Here is a 618-nt window from a genome sequence, read left to right as displayed (position 1 = left end):
ATATTATTAGGATTTTCTTTATATTTTTTTGTTTGTTCTTTTCGATAGTTACCATAGGGTATTAAAGCTATTTTACCTAACTCGTCTGTGATGTAGACATAATTTTCCTCACTACCATAACCTGCATCGGCTACAATATAATTAAACGCATTTAGACACGCCATTTTTTCTAAAAATGGTTTTAATGTACGGGTATCTGTTGGATTCGGAAAAATATCATAATGTAGTGTATATTGATGATTGGTACCTATTTGTAAATTATAACCAGGTTTTAATTGACCATTCTTCATATGATCATCTTTCATACGCATAAAAGTAGCATCGTGATCTGTTTTTGAAAAACTATTGCGACCATTAAATGTTTGATTAGCGTGTTCATATTTAACTTTTCTTTCTAAAAAATCTTTCATCATTTGTCGATGATATTTTTTAAGTCGGCGTCTTTTTCTTTTATTTTTAGAACCACCTTTAATGATTCTAGGTTCTTCTGCTATTTGTGTTTCTACTTCTTCAAGTAGTTCATCTGTTTTTTGGATTAATTGATTTAAACCTTCACTTGTGATTTGCGCTTCTTTTGATAGTTCAATATCTACACCTTCTTGAATTAATGTATCATAT

At 29.4% G+C, this 618-nt stretch carries 1 protein-coding gene; it reads right to left on the bottom strand.

What is annotated here, in order from left to right; all coding sequences use genetic code 11:
- Positions 1-618: transposase (locus tag AC5EAH_RS08185; RefSeq protein ID WP_493494287.1), on the bottom strand; the 618-nt coding region annotated here is incomplete at both ends.

The organism is Staphylococcus sp. B1(2026) (assembly GCF_058895785.1).
This window is presented reverse-complemented; position numbering and strand designations above follow the sequence as displayed.